Annotated in this window: 18 protein-coding genes; 14 read left to right on the top strand and 4 right to left on the bottom strand. The window is 58.5% G+C overall.

Going from position 1 to position 19,061, the window contains the following annotated elements; translation table 11 throughout:
* Positions 1-210: 210 nt before the first annotated feature.
* Positions 211-1,905: a long-chain fatty acid--CoA ligase gene (locus PMI16_RS07205; RefSeq protein WP_007877970.1), complete on the top strand. Its 1,695-nt coding sequence runs from the start codon at positions 211-213 to the stop codon at positions 1,903-1,905.
* A 96-nt stretch (positions 1,906-2,001) separates the two neighbouring features.
* On the opposite strand, the gene PMI16_RS07200 is transcribed toward PMI16_RS07205, so the two are convergent.
* The 3 genes from PMI16_RS07200 to PMI16_RS07190 all read right to left on the bottom strand — a co-directional run bounded on the left by PMI16_RS07200 (position 2,002) and on the right by PMI16_RS07190 (position 4,204).
* The gene (locus tag PMI16_RS07200; RefSeq protein ID WP_007877968.1) at positions 2,002-2,625 is read right to left on the bottom strand and encodes a 2-dehydro-3-deoxy-6-phosphogalactonate aldolase; all 624 of its coding nucleotides are present in this window, start codon (positions 2,623-2,625) and stop codon (positions 2,002-2,004) included.
* Positions 2,626-2,713: 88 nt separating this feature from the next.
* Complete coding sequence (locus PMI16_RS07195; protein WP_007877958.1) at positions 2,714-3,664, bottom strand: 2-hydroxyacid dehydrogenase; 951 nt, start codon at positions 3,662-3,664, stop codon at positions 2,714-2,716.
* A gap of 72 nt (positions 3,665-3,736) precedes the next feature.
* The gene (locus PMI16_RS07190; RefSeq protein ID WP_007877956.1) at positions 3,737-4,204 is read right to left on the bottom strand and encodes an acyl-CoA thioesterase; all 468 of its coding nucleotides are present in this window, start codon (positions 4,202-4,204) and stop codon (positions 3,737-3,739) included.
* 171 nt (positions 4,205-4,375) lie between these two features.
* Here PMI16_RS07190 and PMI16_RS07185 point away from each other — a divergent pair, with 171 nt between their 5' ends.
* From PMI16_RS07185 to coq7, 10 genes are all read left to right on the top strand, one after another.
* Positions 4,376-6,238 carry an ABCB family ABC transporter ATP-binding protein/permease gene (locus tag PMI16_RS07185; RefSeq protein WP_007877954.1) on the top strand — a complete coding sequence of 621 codons (1,863 nt, stop codon included), beginning with the start codon at positions 4,376-4,378 and terminating at the stop codon, positions 6,236-6,238.
* Positions 6,239-6,297: 59 nt separating this feature from the next.
* Positions 6,298-7,269: a LysR family transcriptional regulator gene (locus PMI16_RS07180; RefSeq protein ID WP_007877952.1), complete on the top strand. Its 972-nt coding sequence runs from the start codon at positions 6,298-6,300 to the stop codon at positions 7,267-7,269.
* Between the two features lie 328 nt (positions 7,270-7,597).
* Entirely contained in the window at positions 7,598-8,896 is a 1,299-nt protein-coding gene (locus tag PMI16_RS07175) for a Glu/Leu/Phe/Val family dehydrogenase (protein ID WP_007877950.1), read from the top strand.
* Positions 8,897-9,472: 576 nt separating this feature from the next.
* Positions 9,473-10,318 carry an amino acid ABC transporter substrate-binding protein gene (locus PMI16_RS07170; protein ID WP_237719806.1) on the top strand — a complete coding sequence of 282 codons (846 nt, stop codon included), beginning with the start codon at positions 9,473-9,475 and terminating at the stop codon, positions 10,316-10,318.
* 173 nt (positions 10,319-10,491) lie between these two features.
* Positions 10,492-11,439, top strand: a complete 948-nt coding sequence (locus PMI16_RS07165) for an amino acid ABC transporter substrate-binding protein (RefSeq protein WP_007877948.1) — start codon at positions 10,492-10,494, stop codon at positions 11,437-11,439.
* 222 nt (positions 11,440-11,661) lie between these two features.
* Positions 11,662-12,411 (top strand): amino acid ABC transporter permease, encoded by a 750-nt coding sequence (locus PMI16_RS07160; RefSeq protein WP_007877947.1) that lies wholly within the window; start codon positions 11,662-11,664, stop codon positions 12,409-12,411.
* Positions 12,412-12,414: 3 nt separating this feature from the next.
* Positions 12,415-13,110, top strand: coding sequence for an amino acid ABC transporter permease (locus tag PMI16_RS07155; RefSeq protein ID WP_007877945.1), 696 nt, complete (start codon positions 12,415-12,417; stop codon positions 13,108-13,110).
* Positions 13,111-13,175: 65 nt separating this feature from the next.
* On the top strand, positions 13,176-13,904 hold the full coding sequence (locus PMI16_RS07150; protein WP_007877944.1) for an amino acid ABC transporter ATP-binding protein: 729 nt from the start codon (positions 13,176-13,178) through the stop codon (positions 13,902-13,904).
* Positions 13,905-14,130: 226 nt separating this feature from the next.
* Positions 14,131-15,165: a dihydroorotase gene (gene pyrC, locus PMI16_RS07145; RefSeq protein WP_007877943.1), complete on the top strand. Its 1,035-nt coding sequence runs from the start codon at positions 14,131-14,133 to the stop codon at positions 15,163-15,165.
* Positions 15,166-15,210: 45 nt separating this feature from the next.
* Positions 15,211-15,837 (top strand): 2-polyprenyl-3-methyl-6-methoxy-1,4-benzoquinone monooxygenase, encoded by a 627-nt coding sequence (gene coq7, locus PMI16_RS07140; RefSeq protein ID WP_007877942.1) that lies wholly within the window; start codon positions 15,211-15,213, stop codon positions 15,835-15,837.
* 72 nt (positions 15,838-15,909) lie between these two features.
* On the opposite strand, the gene PMI16_RS07135 is transcribed toward coq7, so the two are convergent.
* Complete coding sequence (locus tag PMI16_RS07135; protein ID WP_007877935.1) at positions 15,910-16,365, bottom strand: OsmC family protein; 456 nt, start codon at positions 16,363-16,365, stop codon at positions 15,910-15,912.
* A 565-nt stretch (positions 16,366-16,930) separates the two neighbouring features.
* Between PMI16_RS07135 and rplM the strand changes: the two genes are divergently transcribed.
* From rplM to argC, 3 genes are all read left to right on the top strand, one after another.
* On the top strand, positions 16,931-17,359 hold the full coding sequence (rplM, locus tag PMI16_RS07130; RefSeq protein WP_007877931.1) for a 50S ribosomal protein L13: 429 nt from the start codon (positions 16,931-16,933) through the stop codon (positions 17,357-17,359).
* A gap of 9 nt (positions 17,360-17,368) precedes the next feature.
* Entirely contained in the window at positions 17,369-17,761 is a 393-nt protein-coding gene (gene rpsI / locus PMI16_RS07125; RefSeq protein WP_007877930.1) for a 30S ribosomal protein S9, read from the top strand.
* 257 nt (positions 17,762-18,018) lie between these two features.
* Entirely contained in the window at positions 18,019-19,056 is a 1,038-nt protein-coding gene (gene argC, locus PMI16_RS07120; protein WP_007877929.1) for an N-acetyl-gamma-glutamyl-phosphate reductase, read from the top strand.
* The last annotated feature ends 5 nt before the right edge of the window (positions 19,057-19,061 follow it).

Here is a 19,061-nt window from a genome sequence, read left to right as displayed (position 1 = left end):
AAAAGATGGCGCAAGGTGTCAGCCGATGGGCGTGGCTGAGAGGTAAAACAAGAAATTTTTCTTAAATCTTCTCAAAATACTTGCCCTTAATGAGTTTGGTGGATAGCATCTGCAATAAATAAAAACACAACCGTGCTTTTTTTTGCAGCGCGCGCCAAAGTCCTGAAGCAATCAGGCTGCCGCTCTGAATCGGAGACAAAAAGGAACAATATGGATAAATTCTGGCTTGCATCGTACCCCGCAGGCGTCCCGGCCGACATCGACCCAAGCCGCTACCGCTCGCTGGTCCAGCTGATCGACGAGGCCTTTGTCAAATACGCAGACCGCAATGCCTATGCGTGCATGGGCAAGTACCTGACCTACGGCGAACTGGACAAGCTGTCCAATACGCTGAGCGCGTGGCTGCAAGGCACCGGCCTGAAAAAGGGCGCACGGGTGGCGATCATGATGCCGAACGTGTTGCAATATCCGATCGCCATCGCCGCCATCCTGCGCGCCGGCTACACGGTGGTCAACGTCAATCCGCTGTACACCCCGCGCGAGCTTGAACATCAGTTGAAGGACTCCGGCGCCGAAGCCATTTTCGTGCTGGAAAACTTCGCCTGCACGCTGGCCAAGGTGATCGCCAATACCAGCGTCAAGCACGTCGTCGTCGCCAGCATGGGCGAGCTGCTGGGCGGCCTCAAGGGCGCCATCGTCAATCTGGTGGTGCGCCATGTGAAAAAACTGGTGCCGCCGTTCTCGCTGCCGCAGTCGATTACCTTCAAGCAAGCGCTGGCGCTGGGCGAGGGCAAGAAGCCGGCGCCGGTCGAGATCGGTCACGACGACATCGCTTTCCTGCAATACACCGGCGGCACCACCGGCGTCGCCAAGGGCGCGGTGCTGACGCATCGCAATCTGGTGGCCAACGTACTGCAGGCCGAAGAGTGGCTGATGCCGGCGCTCAAGCAAGGCGCCAAGCTCGATCAACTGGTGTTCATCTGCGCGCTGCCGCTGTATCACATCTTCGCGTTGACGGTCTGCAACATGCTGGGCACGCGCGAAGGCGCGCTCAACGTGCTGATCCCGAATCCGCGCGACATCCCCGGGTTCATCAAGGAGCTGGGCAAGTACAAGGTCAACACCTTCCCGGCAGTCAACACGCTGTACAACGCGCTGCTGAATCATCCCGACTTCGCCAAACTGGATTTCTCCGGCTATCGCTGCTGCGTCGGCGGCGGCATGGCAGTGCAGAAGTCGGTGGCGGACAAGTGGAAGAAGGTCACCGGTTGCGCCATCATCGAAGGCTACGGTTTGTCGGAAACCTCGCCTATCGCCAGCGCCAACCCTTGCACCATCGAGGAATACACCGGCACCATCGGCCTGCCGCTGTCGTCGACCGACATCGCGATTCTGGACGACGACGGCAAGCCTGTGCCGTTGGGCCAACCGGGAGAAATCGCCATCCGCGGTCCGCAAGTCATGGCCGGGTACTGGAACCGGCCTGACGAAACCGAGAAGGTCATGACGCCGGACGGCTTCTTCAAATCCGGCGACATCGGCATCATGGACGAGCGCGGCTACACCCGCATCGTCGACCGCAAGAAAGACATGATTCTGGTGTCCGGCTTCAACGTCTATCCGAATGAAATCGAAGGCGTGGTGGCGGCGCATCCGGGCGTACTGGAATGTGCCTGCGTCGGCGTGCCGGATGAACACACCGGCGAAGCGGTCAAGCTGTTCGTGGTGCGCAAGGACAAGTCGCTTACCGTCGAGCAATTGATGGCCTACTGCAAGGAACAGTTCACCGGCTACAAGAAGCCGAAGTACATCGAGTTCCGCGATGAACTGCCCAAGACCAACGTCGGCAAGATCCTGCGCCGGGAATTGCGTGATGAGAAAAAAGAGGAGAAGAAGGCGGCCTGATTTTTTGGGTTTGATTTCTTCCGCAGCACAAATAAAAAACGCGACCCGGCAGGTCGCGTTTTTTTATGATCGTTGCATTGACAACGTTGCAGCAGATCAGGTTTGGGTTTGCTTCCACGCGCTGACGAAGGCTTCGGCATTCTGCTTCACCTGTTCGGCGCTCATGCCGGGTTTATACAGTGCCGATCCCAAGCCGAACGCCGATGCGCCGGCAGCAACGAATTCCTTGAGGCCGGCAGGCGTGATGCCGCCGACCGGCACCAGCATGACGTTGGCCGGAATCACCGCGCGCCAGGCTTTGACGACGACGGGACCGAGTTGCTCGGCCGGGAACATCTTGAGAATGTCGGCGCCTGCGGCCAGCGCGGCAAATGCCTCCGTCACCGTGGCCACGCCCGGCGCGCTGGCGAGACCGGCTTCGGTCGCGGCGCGAATCACTTCCGGATCGCTGTGCGGCATGACGATCAATTGCCCCTCCGCATCCTTGACTTGCAGCACCTGCGCCGGCGACAGCACCGTGCCGGCGCCGACCATGCAATTGGCGGGCAGGAGGTCGCGCAGGACGCGGATGCTTTCGAACGGCTCGGGAGAATTGAGCGGCACTTCGATGATGCGAAACCCGGCGTCATACAAAACCTTGCCGATGCTCTCGACTTCGTCGGGGCGGATACCGCGCAGGATCGCGATCAGTCCGCATTGTTTCAGCGCTTCTTTCAACATGGTGTTTCTCCAGTGATGCCGGGATTCAACTCAGCAGTCCATGACGTGCCCATGGCGGTGCTCATGGCGGCGCGCATGGTTTTGCTGCTTAGCGAGGCACCGGCGTCAGCAGGGGTTTGCCGCTGAAATGCGCCTGCAGGTTGTCGAATGCCAGATCCGCCATCGCGGTGCGCGTGATCACGGTGCCGCTGGCCATGTGCGGCGTCAGCGTGACATTGTCGAGCCTGGCGAGCGCTTCCGGCACGTTCGGTTCGTTCTCGAACACGTCGAGACCGGCGCCGGCGATCTTGCCTTCCTGCAGCGCCTTGATCAGTGCCGTCTCGTCGACCACCGAGCCGCGCGCGACGTTGATCAGGAAACCCTTGGGACCGAGCGCTTCGAGGATCTCGGCATTGATCAATGCGCGCGTACCGGCGCCGCCCGGCATCGACAGGACCAGGAAATCGACTTCGGACGCCAGCGTCTTCAGATCGGCGACATAGCGGTAGCCGACGTCGCTTTGCGGCGAGCGATTGTGATAGGCAATCGTCATGTCGAAGGCTTCGGCGCGTTTGGCGATGGCCTTGCCGATGCGGCCCAGGCCGACGATGCCCAGGCGCGAACCGGTGACCTTGGTGGTCAGTGCGTGCGGGCCTTTTTTCCACTCGCCGCTACGGGCGAAGCGGTCGGCATGGACCACCTGGCGTGCCGTGGACAGCAGCAGCGTCATGGCGAAATCGGCGACGTCGTCGGTCAGCACGTCGGGTGTGTTGGTGACTTCGATGCCGCGCTCGCGCGCGGCGACGGCATCGACGCCGTCATAGCCGACGCCGAAGACGGAGATGACTTCCAGCGATGGAAAGCGGGCGATGAAGTCGCGCGTGACTTTGGTTTCGCCTTTGGACGAGATGGCGCGGATGGACGGTGCGATGGCGGTCAACGCTTCTTCGCTCAGCGTGTTGATGTCATGGCAATTGAAATGGTCGTGCAGGCGTTGGCTCAGGTGCGGGGGAAGGCTGGCGGCGATGAGGACATCGGGACGTGCGGAAATGGAGGTCATGGAAATGTCTTGGCAGTTGATGGAAAGACAGGTCCGCGGCGGGCAGGCCTGTCCCGGAAAATCAATTGAAAATCATGCCGCGCTCCAGCCGCCGCCCAGGTCCTGGAGTCCGCTGGAGATGGGGGAGCTGTCGCCCGGCGCCAGCGGCGGCAGGGCGCGCGGCTGGCGGTGTTCGTCGGTGGCGACGTAGGTCAGGGTGGCTTCGGTGACCTTGACGATCTCGGTCTGGAGGCGATTGCGCTCCGCATAGACTTCGACGTTGACGGTGATCGAGGTATTGCCGACTTTGACGATATCGGCGTAAAACGATAGCAGATCGCCGACGAAGACCGGATGTTTGAACAAGAAGGAGTTGACCGCAATGGTGGCGACGCGGCCGTTGGCGCGCCTGGTGGCGGGCAGGGAACCGGCGATGTCGACCTGCGCCATGATCCAGCCGCCGAAGACGTCGCCGTAGACGTTGGCGTCGGCCGGCATCGGCATGACGCGCAACTGAGGCATCTTTCCTACCGGCAGCGAGGTGTTATGCTGGCTTGTCATTGGATTCCTTTTAAAAGCGTGAAGTCCTGCGGACTCTTATAATGCGGAAGTTCGGGAGGGCAAAGCCCGGGGGCCGTCATCGGACCCCAATCCCCTAGTTTATAGGAGTCGCAGCGTCTGCGTCGGCTCCTCCGTAAAACAAAAGCACAAATTTTTTCGGTCAATTCTTTCATGCGTCGATATCCGCCATCTTCCGCGCCGCAAGCTGAGCGCGGTGCTTCTGTTCCTGCACACAGCGATTGGCAAACGCTGGGCACGCTGCTGCCCTATCTCTGGACCTACAAATGGCGCGTGCTGCTGGCGCTGGGTTTTCTGGTCGGCGCCAAGCTGACCAATATCGGGGTGCCGTTGCTGCTCAAGCAACTGATCGATCGCATGACCATCAGTCCCAACAATCCGCAAGCCTTGCTGGTGTTGCCGCTGTCCTTGCTGGTGGCTTACGGCGCGCTGCGTCTGGCGACCACGGTCTTCACCGAGTTGCGCGAGTTCGTGTTCGCGAAGGTGACGCAGCGCGCGGTGCGTACGATTGCGTTGCAGGTGTTTCGTCATCTGCACTCTTTGTCGCTGCGCTTCCACCTGAACCGCCAGACCGGCGGCATGACGCGCGACATCGAGCGCGGTACGCGCGGCGTGTCGACGCTGGTGTCGTATGCGTTGTTCAGCATCTTGCCGACGCTGATCGAAATCGCGCTGGTGATGGTGTATCTGGTGCTGCACTACGAGATCTGGTTCACGGTCATCACGGGCGGCGCGCTGGTGCTGTATATCCTCTTCACGATCACGGTGACGGAGTGGCGCACGCACTTCCGTCGCACGATGAACGATCTCGATTCGCGGGCCAATTCCAAGGCGATCGATTCGCTGCTCAACTACGAGACGGTGAAATATTTCAGCAACGAAGATTTCGAAGCGCGCCGTTACGACGAAGGTTTGCAGCGTTACGAAACGGCCGCCATCAAATCGCAATCGTCGCTGTCGTTGCTGAACTCGGGGCAGTCGGCGATCATCGCGATCGCGGTGACGCTGATCTTGTGGCGCGCGACGCAGGGCGTGATCAGCGGCAAGATGAGCCTGGGCGACCTGGTGCTGGTCAATGCCTTCATGATCCAGTTGTATATTCCGCTGAATTTCCTTGGCGTGATCTATCGCGAGATCAAGCAGAGCCTGGCCGACATGGAGCGTTTGTTTTCGCTGCTGGAGCAGAACAAGGAAATCGCCGATACATCCGACGCCAAACCGCTCGTCACGGACGGCGCGGCAGTGCGTTTCAAGAACATCGATTTCAGCTACGAGAGCAAGCGTCAGATCCTGTTCGGCGTCGATTTTGAGATCGCCGCCGGGACCACGACGGCGGTGGTCGGTCACAGCGGTTCAGGCAAGTCGACCCTGTCGCGATTGCTGTATCGCTTCTATGACGTCGACGCCGGCAGCATCACCATCGACGGCCAGGATCTGCGCAAGGTGACGCAATCGTCGCTGCGTCAGGCCATAGGCATCGTGCCGCAGGACACCGTGCTGTTCAACGACACGATCGAATACAACATCGCCTACGGCAAGCCCGGCAGCAGCAAGGAAGAAATCATTGCCGCCGCCAAGGCTGCCTACGTGCATGATTTCATCGAGTCGCTGCCGGACGGTTATGCGACGACGGTGGGCGAGCGCGGCCTGAAATTGTCGGGAGGCGAAAAGCAGCGCGTGGCGATCGCGCGCACCTTGCTGAAAAATCCGGCTGTGCTGATTTTCGACGAAGCGACTTCGGCGCTCGATTCCAAATCGGAGCAGGCGATCCAGGAACAATTGAGCGAAATCGCGCAGAATCGCACCACGCTGGTCATTGCGCATCGCTTATCGACCATCGTCGATGCGCATCAGATCCTGGTGCTGGAGCATGGTCGCATCATCGAGCGCGGCACGCATACGCAATTGCTGGCGTCGGGCGGCGCGTATGCGCAGATGTGGGCGAGACAGCAAGCCAAAGACGATGATGAGGACGAAGGCGCGTCCGAGCCATCGCCATCGCTGCAACTGGCATAGACTATAAAACAAATCGAAGCATCGTTGGCATCATGCTCTCCTGAGGCGGGACGGAACGAATGGAAACCAAGTGGCTGGAAGATTTCATTTCCCTGGCTGAGACGCGCAGTTTCAGCCGCTCGGCCGAATTGCGACACGTGACGCAGCCGGCTTTTTCGCGGCGCATACAATCGCTGGAAGCGTGGCTGGGGTCCGATCTGATCGATCGCACCTCGTATCCGACGCGGCTGACGGCGGCGGGCGAGGTGTTCTACGAGCAGGCGGTGGAAATGCTCGGGCAGATCAACAATACGCGCGCCATGCTGCGCGGCAAAAGGCCGGCGGCGCAGACCACGGTCGATTTCGCGGTGCCGCATACGCTGTCGCTGACGTATTTCCCCAAATGGCTGGGGTCGCTGGAGTCGGGTTTCGGTGCGCTCAATACGCGCCTGATTGCACTCAACGTGCATGACGCCGTGATGACCATCGTCGAGGGCGGCTGCGATCTGCTGCTGTGCTACCACCATCCGCGCCAGCCGGTACAGCTCGACTCCAGTCGTTACGACATGCTGACCATGGGGCGCGAAAGCGTGCGTCCGTATGCGCGTTGCGACCGCACCGGCAAGCCGGACTACGTTTTCCCCGGCAGCGCCAAGGCGCCGCTGCCGTTCCTGTCATACACGCCGAATGCCTATCTGGGGCGCATGGTCGAGCTGATCCTGACCGATGCCAAGAAGCCGCTGCATCTGGAAAAGCACTACGAGACCGATATGTCGGAAAGTCTCAAGATGATGGCGCTGGAGGGGCACGGCGTCGCCTTCCTGCCGGAGTCGTCCGTCATCCGCGAGGTGCGCAACAAGCAGCTCGCGCGTACCGACGGCGCCCACGGCGATTGGGAAGTCGAGATGGAAATCCGCTTGTACCGCGAACGGCCGACGCCGCAACGCAGCGGGAAAGTCATCGTCGCGCGCCTGTGGGATTACCTCCAGGAGCTCGAAGAAGGTCGGAAGAATGCGGCTGCACGGGCAAAAAAACCTCCGAAAGGCGCGTAATACGTGGGCTCTTTGATGGTTATGCATGGATTGCATAGTTGCATGCGCACAAAGCATTAGCTTTGCTGCGTTGCATTGCCCTACGATGGCGTCGCTGTCGATGGCGTGCCCTGGAGTCGGGTTTGCACGGTTTTCCTGTGCAGATGCGTCCACGCGCCTGGCGAGGCTTTCTCCTCGCCGGCGGTTGAAAAATTAAGCAACATCGCGCGACAACTCCGACTCCGGAAGGAGTAGGATGGCGTAACCCTGAGTTTCGCGGTTTGATTAATTTTGCAGCAGCCTCGGCCAGCATGGCTAAAGCGTGGCAACATCAAGGAGCGATTGCATCATGTCGAACGAACCAGTCAAGCAGCACGAAGTACCTTCCTACCTTACTCCGCATGGCATCGGCCCATGGGGTGATTATCTCGAACAAATCGACCGCGTTACCCCTTACCTCGGCTCGCTGGCGCGCTGGGTGGAAACCCTGAAGCGCCCGAAGCGCATGCTGATCGTCGACGTGCCTATCGAGCGCGACGACGGCACCATTGCCCACTTCGAAGGCTATCGCGTGCAGCATAATACTTCGCGCGGCCCGGGCAAGGGCGGCGTGCGTTTCCACCAGGACGTGACGCTGTCCGAAGTGATGGCGTTGTCGGCCTGGATGACGGTCAAGAACGCAGCGGTGAACGTGCCTTACGGCGGCGCCAAGGGCGGCATCCGCGTGGATCCCAAGACCTTGTCGCGCGGTGAATTGCAGCGCATGACGCGCCGTTACACCAGTGAAATCGGCATCATCATCGGACCCAACAAGGATATCCCTGCGCCGGACGTCAATACCGATTCGCAGATCATGGCCTGGATGATGGATACCTATTCCATGAATCAGGGCAGCACGGCATCGGGCGTGGTGACCGGCAAGCCGATCTCGCTCGGCGGCAGTCTCGGTCGTCATGAAGCGACCGGCCGCGGCGTGTTTGTGGTCGGTTGCGAAGCGGCGGCAAAACGCCACCTGGACATCAAGGATGCACGCGTCGCGGTGCAAGGTTTCGGCAACGTCGGCGGCATCGCTGCGCGTCTGTTCGCAGAAGCGGGAGCCAAGGTCGTCGCGGTGCAAGACCACATCACGACGGTCGTGCGCGCCAGCGGTCTGGATGTGCCGGCGCTGCACGCTTATGTTGCGCAACACGGCAGCGTTGCAGGTTTCCCGGGCGCGGATGAAGTCAAGGACCGCGCCCAGTTTTGGGCAACCGATTGCGACATTCTGGTGCCTGCTGCACTCGAACAGCAAATCACGGTGAACAATGCTTCGTCGATCCGGGCGAAGATCATTCTCGAAGGCGCGAATGGTCCGACGTCGCCGGCCGCCGATGATATCCTGGCCGACAAAGGCGTGTTGATCGTGCCTGACGTGATTGCCAATGCCGGCGGCGTGACGGTGAGTTACTTTGAATGGGTGCAAGACTTTTCGAGCTTCTTCTGGACCGAAGACGAAATCAATCTGCGCCTCACGCGCATCATGCGCGAAGCCTTCGCGGCGGTGTGGCAATTGGCCGAGGAAAAGAAGGTGTCCTTGCGCACGGCGGCATTCATCGTCGCATGTACGCGCGTGCTGCAAGCGCGTGAAATGCGCGGTTTGTATCCTTGATGCTGCCGGCGGCAAGCAGGTAACAACAGGCAGGTGAAACAGGCAGGTGAAACAAACGGCGGCAGGGAAAACAATAAAATCAACATTCCTGCTGCCGAAAATAGAAAAAGAGTAAGCGGCGATTGCAGGCGTGCCTGTGTCGGCCTGTGATGGAAAATGCGAAAAGCGCGCGTGCGTTTTGATCGCATTTTTTGTCCACGCCGTGACCGTTTGATTTGTGCGTAAGGAGGAGACGTCCACGCCCAACATTCGAAACATGCCGACGACCATTGCGTCGCCGGCGCGAGCGCATTGGCGCTTGCTGCAATGCTTCTCGAAGGCGGCAAAAAATATTCTTCTTGAAAATCGTATCCGGCTGCGTAGCCAGCGCCGTCGCACGCACTCGCTTTATGCATGAACGACCGGATAAGGCCGCGAATTATGCCCTTGATTGCAGGATTGCCTGTTTGATTTTCTGGCATGATACTTGCTCAATAAACTTCTCCGGTCGCAAGGCCGGCAAGCGAGTCGCGAATGGCGAAGAGACCGGTCAGGCAGGCATGGTGTCGTTGGGCAGTGGCTGCGTTGGGTATCTGCATGTCATTGCAGGTACATGCGGAAGGAACGCTCGACAAGATCAAACGCACGAACACGCTGGTGATCGCTTACCTGAACGGGACGATGCCGTTTGCGTTTGTAGGCGACGACAAGCAGGTGACGGGATATACCATCGAACTGTGCCGAAGAATCGCGGAAGAGATGCGCAAGGATTTTAAATTGCCGCAGATGCAGGTTCAGTTCATGGAAGTCGATACGGTGACGCGTTTTATCGCACTGGATCAGAACAAGGCCGATCTGGAATGCAGCACGTCGACGAACAATGCAGAGCGCCGCAAGATTGAAACATTTACCGTGCCGCATTTCTTCGCATCGGTGCGCATGCTGGTGAAAGCCAACTCGGGGATTCGCAATTGGGAAGACCTGCGCGGCAGGGCCGTGGTGGTGCCGCGCAACACGCCGATGGTGAAGCAGATTGAAGAGCGCAGCAAGGTTCGCTCTCTCGGCATCAGGATCGTGGAAGTGACCTACAACGAAGAGGCCTTCAACAGCGTGGAAAAAGGTCAGGCGGACGCCTTCGTGATGGAAGACGTATTGTTGCGCCGCTATCTGTTGTCGGTGCCGCATCCGGAACGCTACATGGTGGTCGGCGATTCGCTGTCGCTGGAGCCTTACGGGATCATGATGCGCAAGGGCGATCCGGAATTCAAGCGGTACGTGGATTTGCAGATGGTGAAGATTATCCGCTCGGGCGAGATTTTCAGGATTTACGACCGCTGGTTCATGAAGCCGATCAGTGCAACGATCCCGGCGATGAACATGCCGATGGGATATCTGTTGCGCGATACCTTGCGTTACCCGACCGATAAAGTCGCGGATGAGTGAATTTGGCGGGATTTCCGCGTGAGATGACGGTTTTTTGGACCGCATCCTGCAGCGCAGGAAGGTTTTTGAAAACTAAGGTAATTTAAAGGCGAAATAGCCTCTTTTCAGGAATGAAGGCTATTTTTGAAGAATGGCTTTTGGTACACTACGTAAAAATTTTTCCAGGAGGTCACATGAAGTTATTAAAGCTAGCAGGGGTATTGGTTGGGGCAAGTGTGTTGATGGGTTCGGTCCATGCGGAAGAATTCACCGGTCGTCTGAAGAAGATCAAAGAAACCGGCACGCTGACACTGGGCGTGCGCGATGCTTCGATCCCGTTTTCCTACCTCGATGACAAGCAATCGTACCAAGGTTATTCGATCGACCTGTGCCTGAAGGCGGCAACAGCGATCCAGAAGAAACTGGGCCTGACTTCGCTGAACGTGAAGATGGTTCCTGTGACTTCGGCAACCCGTATTCCACTGATCGCCAACGGCACTACCGACATCTCTTGCGATTCGGCGACCAACAACATGGAACGTCAGAAGCAAGTTGCTTTCGCCGTGACCGAGTTCGTTACCGCCAACCGCTTCCTGTCGAAGAAGGCCGCCAATCTGAAGACTCTGGACGACCTGAAGGGCAAGACCATCGTGTCGACTTCCGGTACATCCAACCTGAAGCAAATCACTACGCTGAACACCGAGCGCAACCTGGGTATGAACATCCTGGCCGCCAAGGACCACGCCGAAGCTTTCCTGATGGTTGAAACCGGCCGTGCAGTCGCGTTCGTGATGGACGATATTCTGTTGTCTTCGCTGGCTGCCAACTCCAAGGCGCCTGGCGATTACGTCGTTTCCAGCGAAGCGCTGTCGGTTGAGCCATACGGCCTGATCCTGCCATTGGGCGACACCGCCTTCAAGAAGGTTGTCGACGATGCGATGATCAACGTCTACAAGGGCGACGACATCAAGAAGATCTATGCCAAGTGGTTCCAGTCGCCTATCCCGCCGAAGGGTGTCAACCTGAACGTGCCGATGAGCCCGCAGCTGCAAGCCGTCTTCGCCAAGCCTACCGATTCCGGCGAACCGTCTGCTTACGCAGCCGTGCCGGAAGCGCAAAAGCAATCTTCGAAGAAGAAATAAGTCGAAGAAATGGCTGAAAACACAGTATTTCATTGCTGTGTAGCATGAAAAGCGAAACGGGGGAGTTGTCCCCCGTTTTGTTTAAGTTGGCGAAGAAAGCAAGACCTGCTCAGAAAACCGTTTTTTACTTCCCCGTAAATCCGGTGCAGGCCGCCTGGGAATATCGTGGCAATACGCTATTCCTGATCGCAAACGAGTCGAGACGAGAAGACGAGGGCATCTATGCATTACAACTGGAACTGGGGCATATTCTGGGAGCAGTCTCCCGATGGCATTCCCTACATCGATACATTAATGAACGGCCTGAAATGGACCATCGCCACGGCCGTACTGGCCTGGATCATGGCGCTGATTCTCGGCACGATCATCGGCACCATCCGCACGACCCAGAAGCCGTGGGCCGTTCGCATCGCCAACGGCTACGTTGAGCTGTTCCGCAATATTCCATTGCTGGTCCAGATGTTCCTCTGGTACTTCGTGATGCCGGAACTGGTTCCCGCTGCAGTGGGCGACTGGCTCAAGAGCCTGCCGGAAGCATCTTTCATCACTGCCTTCCTGGCGCTGGGTTTCTTTACCTCGTCGCGGGTCGCGGTGCAGGTGAGCACCGGGATCAACGCCTTGCCGCGCGGTCAGCGCATGGCCGGCGCCGCACTGGGTCTGACGCCCGTGCAGACTTACCGCTACGTGCTGTTGCCGATGGCTTTCCGGATCATCATTCCGGCGCTGACCAACGAGTTTGCCGCGATCATCAAGAACAGCTCGGTGGCCTTGACCATCGGCCTGGTGGAGCTGACGGCGGCGACTTACTCGATGCGCGAATTCACGTTCCAGACCTTCGAATCGCTCACCGGCGCCACCATCATTTACATCATCATTTCCGTCATTGCGCTGCTGCTGGCGCGCATCCTGGAAAAAGTTACCGCCGTGCCAGGTTACATCACGACCGGCAGTTCCAGTACGGGAGGCCATTAAACTATGTTTTCCAATTTCGACTTCGATATCATTCAGCGTTCGTGGTTCTATCTGATCACGACCGGCCTGAAGTTCACGCTGGTGCTGACCGTTTCCGCAATGGTCGGCGGCATCATCCTCGGCACCCTGCTGGCGATGATGCGCCTGTCCAGCAACAAGCCGCTGTCCTTCGTTGCAACGACCTACGTCAACCTGATCCGTTCGGTGCCGTTGGTGCTGGTGATTTTCTGGTTCTACTTCCTGGTGCCGTTCATCGGCGCCTGGGTGATCGGCGCCAGCGAACCGATCCAGGTCGGCGCGTTCCAATCGGCGCTGATTACCTTCATTCTGTTTGAAGCGGCGTATTACTGCGAAATCATGCGTTCGGGCATTCAGTCGATCCCGCGCGGCCAGGTGTTTGCAGGCTACGCCATCGGCATGAACTACTGGCAGATGATGGGCAACGTGGTGCTGCCGCAGGCTTTCCGCAACGTGACGCCGATCTTGCTGACGCAAACCATCGTGCTGTTCCAGGACGTGTCGCTGGTGTACGTGCTGGGCTCGGTGCCGGACTTCGTGACCAGCGCATCCAAGATCGCTCAGCGCGACGGCCGTCTGGTGGAAATGTACCTGTTCGTCGCCGTGGTCTACTTTGTGCTCAGCTTCGTGCTGTCGCAAACCGTGAAGCGCTTCCAGCACAAGATCGCCATCATTCGCTAACCGACACACGCCGGCCATCCAAAGCGTGGCCGGCCGATACCGTATTCAGGAATTAGGAGAAATAAATGATTGAACTCAATAACGTCAGCAAGTGGTACGGCAGCTTCCAGGTTCTGACCGATTGCACCACCAGCGTCGCCAAGGGCGATGTGGTCGTGGTCTGCGGTCCTTCGGGTTCGGGCAAGTCGACGCTGATCAAGACCGTCAACGGCCTGGAGCCGTTCCAGAAGGGCACGATCACGGTTGACGGCGTGTCCGTCGGCGATCCGAAGACCAACCTGTCGAAACTGCGCGCGCGCATCGGCATGGTGTTCCAGAACTTCGAACTGTTCCCGCATCTGTCGATCCGCGAAAACCTGACCATCGGCCAGGTTAAAGTGCTGGGTCGCAGCGTTGACGAAGCGACCGAAAAGGGCCTGAAGTATCTGGACCGCGTCGGCCTGATCGCACAAAAGGATAAATTCCCGGGGCAGCTGTCCGGCGGCCAGCAGCAACGTGTGGCGATTGCCCGCGCGCTGTCGATGGACCCGATCGCGATGTTGTTCGACGAACCGACCTCGGCGCTCGATCCGGAAATGATCAATGAAGTGCTGGACGTCATGGTCGGCCTGGCGCAAGAAGGCATGACCATGATGGTCGTGACCCACGAAATGGGCTTTGCGCGCAAGGTCGCCAATCGCGTCATCTTCATGGACAAAGGTCTGGTGGTGGAAGACTGCAAGAAGGAAGACTTCTTCGGTTCGCCGCGCTCGGAACGCGCGCGCGACTTCCTGGCCAAGATCATCACGCACTAAGACGCCGAATCTGCCGGATCGGAGCGCGTTGTCTGCGTTTTGAACCGGTAAATCCAGTCTTTCGACGAAAACCGCCCGGTTCAGGCCGCGGCGGTTTTTGTTTTCAGGGCCGCATTCGCGGGCAGATGTTTGAGCTGCCGCAATTCGGGCGCGGCAGCCCTTGCGGTAAAATAGCGGGATTTCGTGCACCCGGCACGAGCACCGATTTTGAGGGAAGAGAAGAGCGATGAGCGACGTAGTGACCATTACCCGTCCGGACGACTGGCATTTGCATTTGCGCGACGGCGCGACACTGGCAAGCGTATTGCCGCACACCGCTCATCAATTCGCGCGCGCGATCATCATGCCGAACCTGAAGCCGCCGGTCACGACGACGGAGCAGGCCGGCGCCTACCGCGGCCGCATCCTTGCCGCGCTGCCGGCCGGCGTGCAATTCGAGCCGCTGATGGTGCTCTACCTGACCGACAACACGCCGCCGGAAGAAATCCGCAAGGCCAAGGCAAGCGGCTTCGTCAAGGCAGTCAAGCTGTATCCGGCCGGCGCCACCACCAATTCCGACGCCGGCGTCACCGATCTGCGCAAGTGCTACAAGACGCTGGAAGTACTGCAGGAAGTCGGCATGCCTTTTCTGGTCCATGGCGAAGTCACCGACCCGGCGATCGACATTTTCGATCGCGAAGCCGTTTTCATCGATCGCGTCATGACGCCGCTGCGCAAAGACATGCCGGAACTGAAGGTGGTCTTCGAGCACATCACCACCAAGGATGCCGCCGACTACGTCATGGCGTCGGCAGGACCGACGGCGGCGACGATCACCGCGCATCACCTGCTGTACAACCGCAATGAAATTTTCAAGGGCGGCATCCGTCCTCATTACTACTGCCTGCCTGTGCTGAAGCGCGAGACGCATCGCCAGGCGCTGGTCGCCGCGGCGATTTCCGGCAGCGACAAGTTCTTCCTCGGCACCGATTCGGCGCCGCACGCCAAGGGCCTGAAAGAGCATGCCTGCGGTTGCGCCGGCTGCTATACCGCGCTGCATGCGCTGGAGCTGTACGCGCAAGCTTTCGATCAGGCCGGCGCGCTGGACAAGCTCGAAGCCTTCGCCAGCTTCAACGGTCCGGCCTTCTACGATTTGCCGCGCAACGAAGGTACGGTTACTTTGCGTCGCGAAAGCTGGACGATCCCGGCGGAGCTGCCGATGGGCGACGCGACCGTCGTGCCGCTGAACGGCGGCGAAACCATGAATTGGAAGATGGCCTGAGCGAGTTTGCTCGGCAGCGATTAATTTTTACGGGGATGCCTATCCATGCAATTCGTCGATCGACTGATTACTGATCTGGACAAGGCTTTGCGCGTGGTCAGCGGCGTGGTGGCGTCATCGCGTCCGAACCCGGCAGCCCATGTCGGCGACGCCGCGATGAGCGACGAAGAGAAGTTGCACAGCGCCGGCCTGATGCGGGTCAACCACGTCGGCGAAGTGTGCGCACAGGCTTTGTACGACGCGCAGGGGCGTTTTGCCCAGGCACAGGCGTTGAAGCAGCAATTCGCCCATGCCGGCATCGAGGAAGAAGACCATCTGGCGTGGACCGCCGAGCGTTTGCGCGAGCTCGGTTCGCATACCAGTCTGCTCAATCCCTTGTGGTACGCCGGTTCGTATGTGCTCGGCACTATCGCCGCGCGCGTGGGCGATGCGCGCAATCTGGGTTTCGTTGCCGAAACCGAGCGTCAGGTGGAGTTGCACCTGATCAGCCATCTGGAAAAACTGCCGCCGCAAGATGCCAAATCGCGCGCCATCGTCGATCAGATGCGCAAGGATGAAGCGGCGCACGGCGCAGCGGCGAAAGCCCTTGGTGCGGCTGAGATGCCGGCGCCGATTCGGGGCGTGATGAAAATGATGTCCAGAGTCATGACCACGGTGGCTTACCGCATATGAAAAACAGGGCGCAAAGCCCTGTTTTATTTTGTATCCCCGGTTCCGCTGCAAACGGAGAGAGATGGGGGACGTTTACTGTTGCGTCTGGGCCTGCACTTCGTCGCTGAGGTCGTCGACGATCTCGAAAGAGTGTGTCATTTCCGCAGTCTTTTCCAGCATGATGGATGCCGAACAATATTTGTCATGCGACAACTTGATGGCGCGCTCGACAACATTCGGCTTCAGGTTGCGGCCGCGCACCGTGAAATGAAAGTGGATCTTGGTGAAGACCTTGGGATCCTGTTCCGCGCGTTCCGACTTCAGCGTCACTTCGCAGCCGCGAATATCCTGGCCGCTTTTGCGCAAAATCACCACCACGTCGTAAGCCGTGCAGCCGCCGGTGCCGAGCAGCACCACTTCCATCGGGCGCGGCGCCAGGTTGCGGCCGCCGCCGTCCGGGGCGCCGTCCATCGCCACCACGTGGCCTGAGCCGGTTTCAGCCAAGAAGGTCATGCCGGAAAGACCGGTCCAGCGTACTGTGCATTCCATGTGCGTTCTCGCAGGGTAATTAGAGGGAGGCGGCTATTGTAACTTTTTCGGGAAATCCGGTCTGGAGCGGATAGGGCCGGGGTAGAGTAAATAGGCAAAAAAATGCATATTGCAAAGCAGCAAAAAGACTTACTTTTATTTAACTTTTAATTGACTCATAGAGGAGAAATTAAATCTTGCGCTGCACAATTCTGTTTGCTATATTGGATTCACTGATTGACGTTTCGACGCAATCAAACCTTGTCTCCTCCACCCTCCTCCTTTGGTGTGGATTTAAACCCGAAACCCTCGTTTCGGGTTTTTTTTGTCCGTAACGGCCCGGCGTCCTGCGAGCCTCCTCATAGACGAATGTGCTGAAAAGTCCACGGTACAAGGCCAGGCCAATAAAGGGTTTGACGCTAAGTCCTTGAAAAGGCTATAATTCTCGGCTTTCCGTGCGCTCTGGGAAAGACAACAAGGAAGAGTCTGCGTTGGTATGACGAATACGAAGCATAGGATCAGCATCGTTTCGGTAGCCGCAGAACCGCCAAATTGAGCGTTTATTTAATTACATTAGGAAGTCATCATGAAAACCTTTTCCGCTAAAGCCCATGAGGTAAAGCGCGAGTGGTTCGTGATTGACGCGACGGACAAAGTCCTCGGACGTGTTGCCAGCGAAGTGGCACTCCGACTGCGCGGCAAGCACAAACCAGAATTTACTCCGCACGTCGACACGGGCGATTTCATCGTCGTGATCAATGCCGGCAAACTGCGTGTCACTGGCACCAAAGCAACTGAAAAGACGTACTACCGTCACAGCGGCTACCCAGGCGGCATCTACGAAACCAATTTCCTGAAAATGCAACAGCGTTTTCCAGGTCGCGCGCTGGAAAAAGCGGTCAAGGGCATGCTGCCCAAGGGCCCGCTCGGCTACGCGATGATCAAGAAGCTGAAGGTTTATGCAGATGGCAACCATCCGCACGCTGCTCAGCAACCCAAAGCACTCGAACTCTAAGGAATAGACATGATCGGTAACTACAATTACGGAACCGGCCGTCGCAAGAGTGCAGTGGCTCGCGTTTTCATCAAGTCCGGCTCGGGCAAGATCGTCGTCAACGGCAAGCCAGCGAATGAATATTTTTCGCGCGAAACCGGTCTGATGGTGATTCGTCAACCACTGGAGCTGACCAACAACGTCGAGCGCTTCGACATCATGGTCAACGTCCACGGCGGCGGTGAATCCGGCCAGGCTGGTGCTGTTCGTCACGGCATCACCCGCGCTCTGATCGACTACGATGCAACACTGAAGTCGGAACTGTCCAAGGCAGGCTTCGTTACTCGTGATGCACGTGAAGTCGAACGTAAGAAGGTTGGTCTGCGCAAAGCACGTCGCGCAAAGCAATTCTCGAAGCGTTAATCACGACGCGTGCTGTTTCAGCACAACGAAAAGCCGCTAGCGACAAGCTTGGCGGCTTTTTGCATTTTGCGGGCCGTGTTTGCGTGGCTCAGGAAGGGGCGGCTGCAGTGTCGTCAGCCTCGGTTCCATTTCGGTATCAACGTTATTTTTCCGCCTTATTCGCGCTTTGAATCGAAGCAGTTTGGGGTAATGTGGCAGAAATATTCTCCTGTTAAAATAAAACGCTCTCGGGCACGCTCTTTCAGCAAGGAAAACACATGATCAAGGTAGGTATCGTCGGCGGCACAGGATACACAGGCGTGGAGTTGCTGCGCTTGTTCGCCATGCACCCGCAGGTGCAATTGCAGGCAGTGACGTCGCGCAAAGAAGACGGCATGCCGGTTGCCGACATGTATCCGTCGCTGCGCGGCCGCGTCGATATCGCTTTTTCTTCTCCTGACAATGCCCGGCTGAACGATTGCGACGTGGTTTTCTTTGCCACGCCGCACGGTGTCGCCATGGCGCAGGCACCAGAGCTGCTGGCTGCCGGCGTCAAGGTCATCGACCTGGCGGCGGACTTCCGTCTGCAAGACATTGCTGCGTTCGAGAAGTGGTACAAGATGCCGCACAGCTGCCCGGAGCTGCTGAAGGAAGCTGCTTACGGCCTGCCGGAGCTCAATCGCGAAAACATCAGGAAGGCGCGCCTCATCGGCAATCCAGGTTGCTATCCGACCACCATGCAGTTGGGTTACGCGCCGCTGCTGAAGGCCGGCGTGATCGATGCGTCGCATCTCATCGCCGATTGCAAATCGGGTGTGTCGGGCGCCGGACGCAAGGCGGAAATCGCTACCCTGTTTTCGGAAGCCTCGGACAACTTCAAAGCCTACGGCGTGTCGGGCCATCGCCACTCGCCGGAAACCCTGGAGCAATTGGGCAAGCTGACCGACGACAAAGTCGGCCTGCTGTTCACGCCGCATCTGGTGCCGATGATCCGTGGCATGCATTCCACGCTGTATGCGCGCCTGACCAGGGAAATCGACAACGCCGCCTTGCAAGCCTTGTTCGAGGACGCCTACAAGAATGAGCCTTTCGTCGACGTCATGCCGTTCGGTTCGCACCCGGAAACACGCACCACGCGCGCCTCCAACATGTTGCGCATCGCCTTGCACCGTCCGGACAACGGCGACACCGTGGTGGTGCTGGTGGTGCAGGACAATCTGGTCAAGGGCGCTTCCGGCCAGGCGGTGCAATGCATGAACCTGATGTTCGGACTGGAAGAAACCACCGGTCTGCTGCACGTCCCCGTTTTACCGTGAAATAC

Origin of the sequence: Herbaspirillum sp. CF444 (assembly GCF_000282135.1) — a bacterium.
In the GTDB taxonomy this organism is placed as follows: Bacteria; Pseudomonadota; Gammaproteobacteria; order Burkholderiales; family Burkholderiaceae_D; genus Herbaspirillum.
Note: the sequence above shows the minus strand (reverse complement) of the source record. Positions and strands in the feature narration are given on the sequence as shown.

Excerpts from the sequence above, each read along its gene's own strand:
- PMI16_RS07205 (WP_007877970.1), top strand. The coding sequence starts at position 211 with ATGGATAAATTCTGGCTTGCATCGTACCCCGCAGGCGTCCCGGCCGAC.
- PMI16_RS07200 (WP_007877968.1), bottom strand. The coding sequence starts at position 2,625 with ATGTTGAAAGAAGCGCTGAAACAATGCGGACTGATCGCGATCCTGCGC.
- PMI16_RS07195 (WP_007877958.1), bottom strand. The coding sequence starts at position 3,664 with ATGACCTCCATTTCCGCACGTCCCGATGTCCTCATCGCCGCCAGCCTT.
- PMI16_RS07190 (WP_007877956.1), bottom strand. The coding sequence starts at position 4,204 with ATGACAAGCCAGCATAACACCTCGCTGCCGGTAGGAAAGATGCCTCAG.
- PMI16_RS07185 (WP_007877954.1), top strand. The coding sequence starts at position 4,376 with ATGCGTCGATATCCGCCATCTTCCGCGCCGCAAGCTGAGCGCGGTGCT.
- PMI16_RS07180 (WP_007877952.1), top strand. The coding sequence starts at position 6,298 with ATGGAAACCAAGTGGCTGGAAGATTTCATTTCCCTGGCTGAGACGCGC.
- PMI16_RS07175 (WP_007877950.1), top strand. The coding sequence starts at position 7,598 with ATGTCGAACGAACCAGTCAAGCAGCACGAAGTACCTTCCTACCTTACT.
- PMI16_RS07170 (WP_237719806.1), top strand. The coding sequence starts at position 9,473 with ATGTCATTGCAGGTACATGCGGAAGGAACGCTCGACAAGATCAAACGC.
- PMI16_RS07165 (WP_007877948.1), top strand. The coding sequence starts at position 10,492 with ATGAAGTTATTAAAGCTAGCAGGGGTATTGGTTGGGGCAAGTGTGTTG.
- PMI16_RS07160 (WP_007877947.1), top strand. The coding sequence starts at position 11,662 with ATGCATTACAACTGGAACTGGGGCATATTCTGGGAGCAGTCTCCCGAT.
- PMI16_RS07155 (WP_007877945.1), top strand. The coding sequence starts at position 12,415 with ATGTTTTCCAATTTCGACTTCGATATCATTCAGCGTTCGTGGTTCTAT.
- PMI16_RS07150 (WP_007877944.1), top strand. The coding sequence starts at position 13,176 with ATGATTGAACTCAATAACGTCAGCAAGTGGTACGGCAGCTTCCAGGTT.
- pyrC (WP_007877943.1), top strand. The coding sequence starts at position 14,131 with ATGAGCGACGTAGTGACCATTACCCGTCCGGACGACTGGCATTTGCAT.
- coq7 (WP_007877942.1), top strand. The coding sequence starts at position 15,211 with ATGCAATTCGTCGATCGACTGATTACTGATCTGGACAAGGCTTTGCGC.
- PMI16_RS07135 (WP_007877935.1), bottom strand. The coding sequence starts at position 16,365 with ATGGAATGCACAGTACGCTGGACCGGTCTTTCCGGCATGACCTTCTTG.
- rplM (WP_007877931.1), top strand. The coding sequence starts at position 16,931 with ATGAAAACCTTTTCCGCTAAAGCCCATGAGGTAAAGCGCGAGTGGTTC.
- rpsI (WP_007877930.1), top strand. The coding sequence starts at position 17,369 with ATGATCGGTAACTACAATTACGGAACCGGCCGTCGCAAGAGTGCAGTG.
- argC (WP_007877929.1), top strand. The coding sequence starts at position 18,019 with ATGATCAAGGTAGGTATCGTCGGCGGCACAGGATACACAGGCGTGGAG.